This window comes from Enterobacter sp. ZOR0014, assembly GCF_000798855.1.
Classification (GTDB): Bacteria; Pseudomonadota; Gammaproteobacteria; order Enterobacterales; family Enterobacteriaceae; genus Enterobacter; species Enterobacter kobei.
This window is the reverse complement of the sequence record NZ_JTLF01000220.1, coordinates 1-10,593: the sequence shown is the minus strand read 5'-3', so window position 1 is coordinate 10,593 and position 10,593 is coordinate 1. Positions and strand designations below refer to the sequence as shown.

Below are 10,593 nucleotides of genomic sequence, written 5' to 3'. Positions count from 1 at the left end.
TGTTCATTAATTACCTATAAATCCCTTTATTTCTACCAGAATATTTCCCTGGGAACTACACTGTAATTCCTCCGTCATATTCGCCTGAATCACACCGATTCAGGCGAAATTCCCCGATGCAGCAGCAAAAATTTAAGAAAAACTCAAATGACGCTCAGCCCTTTACTCATGGGAAATTCAGCCGTTTCGCTTACCTGAAAATCCCCACCATAAGCAAACGCAGGGTTGTCTCAGATTCTCAGTATGTTAGGGTTATGCCCGTTAACAATTTACCATGGTAATCATATTGGCATAAACAAATAACAGGACACTCTCTATTGCATGGCAATTAAATTAGAAGTGAAAAATCTTTATAAAGTATTTGGCGAGCATCCACAGCGCGCATTCAAATATATTGAAAAAGGCCTTACGAAAGAGCAAATTCTGGAAAAAACCGGGCTATCGCTTGGCGTTAAAGACGCCAGTCTGGCCATTGAAGAAGGCGAGATTTTTGTCATCATGGGGTTATCCGGTTCGGGTAAATCCACTATGGTTCGCCTTCTCAATCGCCTGATTGAACCCACCCGCGGACAGGTGCTGATTGACGGCGTGGATATCGCCAGAATATCAGACGCAGAGCTCCGCGAGGTGCGCAGAAAGAAGATTGCAATGGTGTTCCAGTCATTCGCGCTAATGCCGCATATGACGGTGCTGGATAATGCCGCTTTCGGTATGGAATTAGCGGGCGTTGCTGCGCAAGAACGTCAGGAAAAAGCGCTTGATGCGCTGCGTCAGGTTGGGCTCGAAAATTATGCTCACGCCTACCCGGATGAACTTTCCGGCGGGATGCGTCAGCGTGTGGGTTTAGCCCGCGCATTAGCCATTAATCCAGACATATTATTAATGGATGAAGCCTTCTCCGCGCTCGACCCGTTAATTCGCACCGAGATGCAGGATGAGCTGGTAAAATTACAGGCAAAACATCAGCGAACCATTGTCTTTATTTCCCATGATTTAGATGAAGCCATGCGTATTGGCGACCGCATTGCGATTATGCAAAATGGTGAGGTGGTGCAGGTCGGCACGCCGGATGAAATACTGAATAATCCGGCAAATGATTACGTGCGTACCTTCTTCCGCGGCGTGGATATTAGCCATGTGTTTAGCGCGAAAGATATTGCCCGTCGAACGCCAAACGGCATTATCCGTAAAACGCCAGGTTTTGGTCCACGCTCCGCGCTTAAGCTTCTGCAGGACGAAGACCGTGAATACGGTTATCTGGTTGAACGCGGCAATAAATTTGTCGGCATTGTCTCCATCGACTCCCTGAAAACCGCCCTTAGCGAAAATCAGGGAATCGATGCGGCGTTAATTGACGCTCCCCTTGCCGTGGACGCCGAAACGCCGCTCAGCGAGTTGCTCTCCCACGTCGGCCAGGCACCGTGTGCCGTTCCGGTCGTCGGGGAAGAACAACAGTACGTCGGCATCATCTCAAAACGCATGTTGCTGCAGGCTTTAGATCGCGAGGGAGCAAACAATGACCGATCAATCTAACCCGTGGGGCACCACTGAAGCAGCGGACAGCGCTGCGCAATCTGCCGATGCGTGGGGCTCCACGCCAGCACCTGCCGATGGCGGTGGCGCGGCGGACTGGCTCAACAGCGCACCTGCGCCTGCGACAGAACACTTCAACATTATGGATCCGTTCCATAAAACGCTGATCCCACTCGATAGCTGGGTCACGGAGGGGATCGACTGGGTAGTAACGCATTTTCGTCCGCTCTTTCAGGGGATCCGCGTCCCGGTGGATTACATCCTCAACGGCTTCCAGCAGCTGATGCTCGGTATGCCAGCGCCGGTCGCGATCGTTTTGTTCTCGCTGATCGCCTGGCAGTTCGGTAGCGCAGGAATGGGGATCGCCACGCTGATTTCGCTGATTGCCATTGGCGCCATTGGCGCCTGGTCGCAGGCGATGATCACCCTGGCACTGGTGCTGACCGCCCTGCTCTTCTGTATTGTCATCGGCCTGCCGATGGGGATCTGGCTGGCACGTAGCCCGCGGGCGGCGAAGATCATTCGTCCGCTGCTGGATGCGATGCAGACCACACCGGCATTCGTCTATCTGGTGCCTATCGTAATGCTGTTCGGTATCGGTAACGTGCCGGGCGTGGTGGTAACCATTATCTTCGCCCTGCCGCCGATTATTCGTCTGACCATTCTGGGCATTAACCAGGTGCCGGCCGATCTGATCGAAGCGTCACGCTCGTTTGGTGCCAGCCCGCGTCAGATGCTGTTTAAGGTCCAGCTCCCGCTGGCGATGCCGACCATCATGGCAGGCGTTAACCAGACGCTGATGCTGGCGCTGTCGATGGTGGTCATTGCCTCAATGATCGCCGTGGGCGGTCTGGGCCAGATGGTGCTGCGCGGTATTGGCCGTCTCGACATGGGGCTGGCTACCGTCGGCGGCGTGGGCATTGTGATCCTCGCCATTATTCTTGACCGCCTGACACAGGCTGTCGGTCGTGATTCACGCAGTCGCGGCAACCGTCGCTGGTATACCACCGGCCCTGTCGGGTTATTCACCCGCCCTTTCACGAAATCAAAATAAGGAACAACGATGCGACATAACGTACTTTTTGCCACAGCGTTTGCCACCCTTGTCTCCACCAGCACGTTTGCAGCTGACCTGCCGGGTAAAGGCATCACCGTGCAGCCGGTGCAGAGCACCATTTCGGAAGAGAGCTTCCAGACGCTCATCGTCAGCCGAGCCCTGGAAAAACTGGGCTACACGGTCAACACGCCGAGCGAAGTGGATTACAACGTGGGCTATACCTCGATTGCCTCCGGTGATGCCACCTTTACCGCGGTGAACTGGCAGCCGCTGCACGACGATATGTATGCCGCCGCCGGTGGCGACAAGAAATTCTATCGTGAAGGCACCTTCGTAACCGGTGCAGCGCAGGGCTATCTGATCGACAAGAAAACCGCCGATAAGTACCACATCACCAATATTGAACAGCTGAAAGATCCGAAGATCGCCAAACTGTTCGACACCAACGGTGACGGTAAAGCAGACATGATGGGTTGCTCTCCGGGCTGGGGCTGTGAAGCGGTGATTAATCACCAGAACAAAGCCTATGACCTGGCGAAGACGGTTGATGTCAGCCACGGCAACTATTCGGCGATGATGGCCGACACCATTGCCCGCTTCAAAGAGGGTAAACCGGTGATCTACTACACCTGGACGCCGTACTGGGTGAGCGACGTGCTGAAGCCGGGTAAAGACGTGGTGTGGCTGCAGGTGCCATTCTCCTCCCTGCCGGGCGAGCAGAAGGATATCGACACCAAACTGCCGAACGGCATGAACTATGGCTTCCCGGTGAATACCATGCACATTGTGGCGAACAAAGCGTGGGCCGAGAAAAACCCGGCGGCAGCAAAATTGTTCTCGGTAATGAAACTGCCACTGGCGGATATCAATGCTCAGAACGCCATGATGCATGCGGGCAAATCGTCTGAAGCGGATGTCAAAGGTCACGTCGACGGCTGGATCAAAGCCCACCAGCAGCAGTTTGACGGCTGGGTGAAAGAGGCGCTTGCGGCGCAGAAGTAAAGCACAAAGCCTTACCCCTCACCCTAACCCTCTCCCCTTTAGGGAGTGGGCCGGGGTGAGGGGGCACCAGACCGCACGATCCCCCTAAACCGCACAATCCATCACCCAACAATCCCCCCACCTTAACAATCATTCGCTATTATGGTTTCCGGAAAAATAATCACTTAACGAACGATTCCTGAAACTCATGACAAAAACAACTCCAGGGCTTAGCCCCGCACTTATCCTTTTAATGTCCGTGGCAACGGGTCTGGCCGTCGCCAGCAACTATTACGCGCAACCCCTTCTCGACACCATCGCCCGCGCGTTCAACCTTTCTGCCAGTTCCGCTGGCTTCATCGTGACGGCGGCACAGCTCGGCTACGCCGCCGGGTTGCTGTTCCTGGTGCCGCTTGGCGATATGTTTGAACGCCGGATGCTGATTGTTTCGATGACGCTGCTGGCGGCAGGTGGCATGCTGATCACCGCCAGCAGCCAGTCGCTGACGATGATGATCGTCGGTACCGCGCTGACCGGGCTGTTCTCCGTCGTCGCGCAAATCCTGGTACCCCTCGCCGCGACGCTGGCCTCACCGGACAAACGTGGCAAGGTAGTGGGCACCATCATGAGCGGCCTGCTGCTGGGGATTTTGCTGGCGCGTACCGTGGCAGGACTACTGGCAAGCCTCGGCGGCTGGCGCACCGTTTATTGGGTGGCGAGCGTGTTAATGGTGGTGATGGCGCTGGCGCTGTGGCGCGGCCTGCCGAAGGTGAAGCAAGAGAACCATCTTAACTATCCGCAGCTTCTGGCCTCCGTGTTCAGCCTGTTCACTCAGGATAAACTCCTGCGCACCCGCGCCCTGCTGGGATGTTTGACCTTCGCCAACTTCAGTATTCTCTGGACCTCAATGGCGTTTCTGCTCGCGGCACCGCCGTTTAACTATTCTGAAGGCGTCATTGGTCTGTTCGGCCTGGCCGGTGCTGCGGGCGCGCTGGGCGCGCGTCCGGCGGGTGGGCTGGCCGACAAAGGCAAATCACATTTGACCACCACCGCCGGGCTGGTTTTGCTCCTGCTCTCCTGGGCGGCGATCTGGTATGGACACGTCTCGGTGCTGGCGCTGATCGTCGGTATTCTGGTACTCGACCTCACCGTACAGGGTGTCCACATTACTAATCAGACCGTGATTTATCGCGTGAAACCCGAAGCGCGTAACCGCCTCACCGCCGGATACATGACCAGCTACTTCATTGGTGGTGCTGCCGGTTCATTAATTTCAGCGTCGGCGTGGCAGCATGCCGGCTGGTCGGGCGTGTGTGGGATTGGGGCCATCGTTGCCGCGCTCAACCTTCTTGTATGGTGGCGCGGCTACCATCGCCAGGAGGCGATTCACTAAGTTTTACATTGCTTTGGGCCTCTTAGGGTATAAAGGGGCCCTGCAGTCTGTTAATGTAAACGTAATCATTTATCCCAGAAATTTTAATGTGGGTGACATATCTACAATTGGCATGAATAGTTCAGACCCCCGTCCTCACATCCTCTCTTCTACGGGTTCACACCCTACTCTTTCTGTGCTCACCGGGTCACGGACTTACCCGGCGCTTTCTGACGGTGACATTCATTTGGCGGATATAACCGCACAAATAATTCATTTACATTATTTGTCACTGTCGTTACTATATCGGCTGTAATTAATGAGGTTATGCCCAAATGGATAGTTCGTTTACGCCCATTGAACAAATGCTTAAATTCCGCGCCAGTCGCCATGAGGACTTCCCGTATCAGGAAATCCTGCTGACTCGCCTGTGCATGCACATGCAGGGTAAGCTACTGGAAAACCGTAATAAGATGCTGAAAGCTCAAGGGATTAACGAGACGTTGTTTATGGCGTTGATTACGCTGGAGTCTCAGGAAAACCACAGTATTCAGCCTTCTGAGCTGAGCTGCGCGCTGGGCTCTTCCCGTACCAATGCAACCCGTATTGCCGATGAGCTGGAAAAGCGCGGCTGGATTGAACGCCGTGAAAGCGACAACGATCGTCGTTGCCTGCATCTGCAACTGACCGACAAAGGTCACGAATTCCTGCGTGAGGTACTGCCACCTCAGCACAATTGCCTGCACAAACTCTGGTCTGCCCTCAGCACCGCCGAGCGCGACCAGCTTGAGCACATCACGCGCAAGCTGCTCACCCGTCTGGATCAGATGGATGAAGATGGCGCCATTCTTGAGGCGCTGCGCTAACGCGACGACACGCTCAACAATCCAGATTCATAAGAAAACCGACAGGCCAGCACGTCACACTGCTGGCCTTTCTGACAACAGGTCGGCTCAGCCGATGTGAAAATAAGAAGATCGTGGAGAACAACAATGAGCGCAAATGCGGAGAGCACTAACCCGCAGCAACCGGCCAACAAGAAAGGCAAACGTAAAAGTGCCCTTCTTCTGTTGACCTTGCTCTTTATTATTATTGCCGTGGCATATGGGATCTATTGGTTTTTAGTATTGCGTCATGCTGAAGAGACAGACGACGCCTACGTGGCAGGGAACCAGGTACAGATTATGGCGCAGGTGTCGGGCAGCGTGACGAAAGTCTGGGCTGACAATACCGACTTTGTGCAAAAAGGCGATGTGTTGGTCACCCTCGATCCGACTGACGCGCAGCAGGCATTTGAGAAAGCCCAGACCGCGCTGGCCTCCAGCGTTCGTCAGACCCGCCAGCTGATGATCAACAGCAAACAGCTGCAGGCCAATATCGACGTGCAGAAAACTGCACTCGCCCAGGCGCAGAGCGACCTCAACCGCCGCGTACCGCTCGGCACCGCCAACCTGATTGGCCGTGAAGAGCTGCAACACGCCCGCGATGCCGTTGCCAGCGCTCAGGCGCAGCTGGATGTGGCGATTCAACAGTACAATGCCAACCAGGCAATGGTGCTGGGCACCAGCCTTGAAAACCAGCCCGCCGTGCAGCAGGCGGCGACTGAAGTGCGTAACGCATGGCTAGCCCTGCAGCGTACCAAAATCGTCAGCCCGATGACCGGCTATGTCTCCCGCCGTTCCGTCCAGCCTGGGGCGCAGATCAGCCCGACCACGCCGCTGATGGCGGTCGTTCCGGCAGACAATCTGTGGGTAGACGCTAACTTTAAAGAGACGCAACTTGCCCATATGCGTATCGGCCAGACCGCGACGGTTGTCAGCGACATCTACGGCGATGACGTGAAGTACACCGGGAAAGTGGTTGGCCTGGACATGGGTACCGGCAGCGCCTTCTCCCTGCTGCCTGCGCAGAACGCCACCGGTAACTGGATCAAAGTGGTTCAGCGTCTGCCTGTGCGTATTGAACTGGATGCAAAACAGCTGGCGGATCACCCGCTGCGTATCGGCCTCTCAACGCTTGTGACGGTTGACACCGCGAACCGCGACGGTCAGATCCTGGCAAGCCAGGTGCGTAGCAGCCCGGCTTATGAAAGTAACGCCCGTGAAATTAGCCTCGATCCGGTCAACAAGCTGATCGATGACATCGTGAAGGCAAACGCCGGTTAATCCGAAGGTGAGCGTTATGCAACAGCAAAAGCCGCAAAAACCGCTGGAAGGCGCGCAGCTGGTCATTATGACCATTGCGCTGTCGCTGGCGACATTCATGCAGGTGCTGGACTCCACCATCGCAAACGTGGCGATCCCGACCATCGCCGGTAACCTTGGCTCGTCGCTGAGCCAGGGGACCTGGGTCATTACCTCATTCGGGGTGGCAAACGCCATCTCCATTCCGATCACCGGCTGGCTGGCAAAGCGTGTCGGTGAGGTGAAGCTGTTCCTGTGGTCTACGGTGGCGTTTGTGCTGGCCTCCTGGGCATGCGGCATGTCAAACAGCCTGACGATGTTGATTTTCTTCCGCGTCATTCAGGGGATTGTCGCCGGGCCGCTGATCCCGCTTTCCCAGAGTTTGCTGCTGAGCAACTATCCCCCTGCGAAACGCTCCGTCGCGCTGGCGCTCTGGTCAATGACCGTGATCGTCGCGCCTATCTGCGGACCCATTCTCGGCGGATACATCAGCGATAACTATCACTGGGGCTGGATCTTCTTCATCAACGTACCGATTGGCGCCGTCGTGGTATTAATGACGCTGCAATCGCTGCGGGGACGAGAGACGCGCACCGAACAGCGGCGTATCGACAGCATCGGGCTGGCGCTGCTGATCCTGGGTATCGGTAGCCTGCAGATCATGCTCGACCGGGGTAAAGAGCTCGACTGGTTCAACTCGCAGGAGATCGTCATCCTGACCATTGTCGCGGTGGTGTCGCTCAGCTTCCTGATTGTCTGGGAGCTGACGGACGACAACCCGATAGTCGATCTCTCGCTGTTTAAGTCGCGAAACTTCACCATCGGCTGTCTGTGTATCAGCCTCGCCTATATGCTCTACTTCGGCGCGATTGTTCTGCTGCCACAGCTGTTGCAGGAGGTGTATGGCTATACCGCAACCTGGGCGGGGCTGGCGTCTGCACCTGTTGGGGTGATCCCGGTTCTGCTGTCGCCGATCATTGGGCGCTTCGCCCATAAGCTCGACATGCGTCGTCTGGTGACGTTCAGCTTCATCATGTACGCGGTGTGCTTCTACTGGCGTGCGTATACCTTCGAGCCGGGAATGGACTTTGGCGCCTCGGCGTGGCCGCAGTTTATTCAGGGCTTCGCGGTCGCGTGCTTCTTTATGCCGCTAACCACCATCACGCTCTCCGGCTTACCCCCTGAGCGTCTGGCGGCGGCGTCGAGCCTGTCGAACTTCACCCGAACGCTGGCGGGCTCCATCGGGACGTCGATCACCACCACCCTGTGGACGAACCGTGAATCGATGCACCATGCCCAGCTGACCGAAGCGGTGAATCCGTACAACCCGAATGCCCAGCAGATGTACAGCCAGCTGCAGGGCATGGGGATGACGGAGCAGCAGGCATCCGGCTGGATTGCCCAGCAGATCACCAGCCAGGGACTGATTATCTCGGCTAACGAGATTTTCTGGATTTCGGCAGGGATCTTCATCGTCCTGCTGGGGCTGGTGTGGTTTGCCAGACCACCGTTTGGTGCCGGTGGCGGGAGCGGTGGCGCGCACTAGTCCTGTGCGGCGGTTGCCGGGTGGCGGCTACGCCTTACCCGGCCTACGATAACCGGGCCGCCATCCGCAGGCCCGGTTGTCCAAAACGCGATAGCAATTGTCATTTCCGATAAAGCAGCGCGCCTGAAATCTCGTCACGATAGTGAAAAGACAACAGGAGCGCACCATGCTGAACACACCCGCAGACAAATACACGCCTTACCCAACTCTCTCTCTGCCCGATCGCCGCTGGCCGGAGCAGCGCATCACCCGCGCGCCGCGCTGGCTCTCAACCGACTTACGCGACGGCAACCAGGCGCTGGCCGAGCCGATGGACAGCGTCCGCAAGCTCCAGTTTTGGGATCTTCTGCTGAGCTGCGGCTTTAAGGAGATTGAGGTCGCCTTTCCTTCCGCCTCGCAGACGGACTTCAACTTTGTTCGCCAGCTGATTGAAGAGAACCGCATCCCGGATGACGTCACCATTCAGGTGCTCACGCAGGCGCGGGAAGATCTGATCGTCCGCACCTTTGAGTCCCTGCGCGGCGCAAAGCAGGCCACGGTACATCTTTATAACGCTACCGCCCCGCTGTTCCGTCGTCTGGTGTTTGGCATGGAGAAGGCGCAAATCGTCGAGCTGGCTACGCGCTCCACCCGCCTTATTCGTCAGCTGTGTGAAGAGAACCCGGATACCCACTGGCAGTATGAATATTCACCGGAAACCTTCTGCTTTACCGAGCCGGAGTTTGCGCTGGAAATTTGTGAGGCCGTGGCAGAGATCTGGCAGCCGTGCGATGCGCGTCCGATGATCATCAACTTACCGGCCACCGTTGAAGTCAGTACGCCAAACGTCTATGCCGATCAGATTGAATATTTCTGCCGTCACTTCAGCCGCCGCGCCGACGTCTGCATCAGCGTGCATCCGCATAACGACCGCGGCACAGGCGTCGCCAGCGCGGAGCTGGCCGTCATGGCCGGGGCTGACCGCGTCGAGGGCTGTCTGTTTGGTAACGGCGAGCGGACGGGCAACGTCTGCCTAGTGACGCTGGCGATGAACCTCTACAGCCAGGGCGTTAGCCCCGACCTGGACTTTAGCGATATGAACCGAGTGGTGGAAGTGGTGGAAACCTGCAACCAGCTGCCGGTACACCCGCGCCATCCGTGGGCAGGACGGCTGGCCTACACCGCCTTCTCCGGTTCGCACCAGGACGCGATCAAAAAAGGCTTTGATGCCCGCAAGCCTGGCGAGCGCTGGGAGATGCCCTACCTGCCTGTTGACCCTCAGGATATCGGCTGCACCTATGAAGCGGTGATCCGCGTGAACAGCCAGTCAGGGAAAAGCGGTAGCGCGTGGCTTATCGAGCAAAATCATGGGCTGAAACTGCCCCGCGCCCTGCAGCAGGATTTCAGCCAGCACGTGCAGCAGGAAACCGACCGCCACGGAAAAGAGATGACGCAAAATGCACTGTGGCAGCTGTTCCGCACCCGCTACGGTCTGGTGGAAACACCGCAGTTTGCGCTGCAATCGTACCGCAGCGACAGTCAGCAGGATGGCCAGTTGCGTTTAACGGCAAGCGTCACAACGCAGGGGGGGACGCGTCAGCTTGAGGGACACGGGAATGGCTTGCTGTCCGCTGCCGCTCATGGCCTGAGCCGCTGGATCAACGCGCCGTTTGTAATTAAGGATTATCACGAACACACGCTGGGTGAACGCAGCGACAGCCGCTCGGTGGCATACATTCGCTGTCTGTTCCAGGACGGTACCAGCCGCTGGGGCGTAGGCATTGATAGCGACGTTGCACGCGCATCGCTTCAGGCGCTCTTTAATGCGGTCAGTCGTTCTTAAAATAATCGCTGGGTGAGATACCCATCACCCGGCGGAACATGGCCGTAAAGGCGCTGTGGCTGCCGTAACCCAGATCCAGCGCCACACCTAATACCGGCT

General features: G+C 56.7%; 9 protein-coding genes. 8 read left to right on the top strand and 1 reads right to left on the bottom strand.

From position 1 onward, the window contains the following. Positions 1–321: 321 nt before the first annotated feature. From proV to leuA, 8 genes are all read left to right on the top strand, one after another. The gene (proV, locus tag L977_RS11640) at positions 322–1,533 is read left to right on the top strand and encodes a glycine betaine/L-proline ABC transporter ATP-binding protein ProV (RefSeq protein ID WP_014884963.1); all 1,212 of its coding nucleotides are present in this window, start codon (positions 322–324) and stop codon (positions 1,531–1,533) included. Then, a complete protein-coding gene (gene proW / locus L977_RS11635; RefSeq protein ID WP_047625798.1) occupies positions 1,517–2,587 on the top strand; it encodes a glycine betaine/L-proline ABC transporter permease ProW in 1,071 nt (356 codons plus the stop codon). The genes proV and proW overlap by 17 nt, the downstream gene beginning before the upstream one ends. Before the next feature lie 9 nt (positions 2,588–2,596). Next, entirely contained in the window at positions 2,597–3,592 is a 996-nt protein-coding gene (gene proX, locus L977_RS11630; protein WP_023331143.1) for a glycine betaine/L-proline ABC transporter substrate-binding protein ProX, read from the top strand. 187 nt (positions 3,593–3,779) lie between these two features. Next, positions 3,780–4,964, top strand: a complete 1,185-nt coding sequence (locus tag L977_RS11625; RefSeq protein ID WP_014884966.1) for an MFS transporter — start codon at positions 3,780–3,782, stop codon at positions 4,962–4,964. A gap of 314 nt (positions 4,965–5,278) precedes the next feature. Next, positions 5,279–5,809 (top strand): transcriptional repressor MprA, encoded by a 531-nt coding sequence (mprA, locus tag L977_RS11620; RefSeq protein WP_014884967.1) that lies wholly within the window; start codon positions 5,279–5,281, stop codon positions 5,807–5,809. Between the two features lie 126 nt (positions 5,810–5,935). Further along, positions 5,936–7,108: a multidrug efflux MFS transporter periplasmic adaptor subunit EmrA gene (gene emrA, locus L977_RS11615; RefSeq protein ID WP_014884968.1), complete on the top strand. Its 1,173-nt coding sequence runs from the start codon at positions 5,936–5,938 to the stop codon at positions 7,106–7,108. Between the two features lie 16 nt (positions 7,109–7,124). Then, positions 7,125–8,672, top strand: a complete 1,548-nt coding sequence (gene emrB / locus L977_RS11610) for a multidrug efflux MFS transporter permease subunit EmrB (protein WP_032635724.1) — start codon at positions 7,125–7,127, stop codon at positions 8,670–8,672. A gap of 166 nt (positions 8,673–8,838) precedes the next feature. Next, complete coding sequence (leuA, locus tag L977_RS11605) at positions 8,839–10,494, top strand: 2-isopropylmalate synthase (RefSeq protein WP_047625797.1); 1,656 nt, start codon at positions 8,839–8,841, stop codon at positions 10,492–10,494. Here leuA and L977_RS23790 read toward each other — a convergent pair. Further along, positions 10,481–10,593 (bottom strand): helix-turn-helix domain-containing protein (locus L977_RS23790; protein WP_156118168.1); only part of this gene is annotated, 113 nt, incomplete at its 5' end. The two genes, leuA and L977_RS23790, sit on opposite strands and share 14 nt — an antisense overlap.